The sequence below is a fragment of the Salinicola rhizosphaerae genome, from assembly GCF_014652715.1.
GTDB lineage: Bacteria > Pseudomonadota > Gammaproteobacteria > Pseudomonadales > Halomonadaceae > Salinicola > Salinicola rhizosphaerae.
Genome location: NZ_BMZI01000003.1, coordinates 566445 through 567246, shown reverse-complemented (window position 1 = coordinate 567246; position 802 = coordinate 566445). Strand labels below are relative to the sequence as shown.

Below are 802 nucleotides of genomic sequence, written 5' to 3'. Positions count from 1 at the left end.
AGCGCTCAAGCGTACCGGAGTTTAACAAGTGATTGCAGCAGCCCTAGTATTCGCCGCATTCCTGCTCTCAAACATGCCATCGCCGATTTATCCGTTATGGCAGGCTGAGATCGGGTTTCCGACGGCAACCATCACGGTGTTGTTCTCCCTATATCAAGGGGGCGTGTTGATAGGGCTGCTTGGGCTTGGCCGCTACGTCGACCGGGTTGGTTGGCGTATGTCGCTGGTCGGTGCGGCCCTTCTGAGCTGTTTCGCCTCGGTAGCTTTTGCGGGCGCCGAGACGGCATGGCAGCTCATGCTCGGTCGATTGGTCAGTGGCATGGCCGCAGGGGTGTTTATTTCCTGTGGCCCTGCGGCGATTACAGCGGTGTTTGAGCGTGCCAAGCACGCTCGGCCCTCGCTAGTCGCTTCTCTTGCCATCTCCAGCGGCTTGGCCTGTGGCCCGTTGCTGGGGGGCTTGTTTGCCGACTTTTCCCCTGCTCCAACGCGTCTGGTTTTCATAGCTGAGGCGATGCTACTTCTCATTGGTGCCGTGGCATTGCTACGAGATGGAAGTCTGAAGCCTGTTGGTCGTTCTACGGTGAAGGCAGGGATAGATAGTGCATCTGTTGAGGTTTCGAGCATCGGGCGTCGCGGCTTCTTTCTGGTTGTGACGTTTATCTTCACATCCTGCTACATCGCAAGCGGCATCTACATGTCGATTGGATCATCGTACCTTCAGGACTCTCTCGGGATTAGCAGTGCCTTGCTTGCTGGGCTATTGGTGTTCTTGGTCTTTGGCTCAGCGTTCGTTGCGCAGTTA

Annotated in this window: 1 protein-coding gene; it reads left to right on the top strand. The window is 56.5% G+C overall.

Annotation, left to right across the window (positions count from 1 at the left end; translation table 11 throughout):
- Positions 1 to 28 precede the first annotated feature (28 nt).
- Positions 29 to 802: MFS transporter (locus tag IE125_RS08800; RefSeq protein WP_194523950.1), on the top strand; the 774-nt coding region annotated here is incomplete at its 3' end.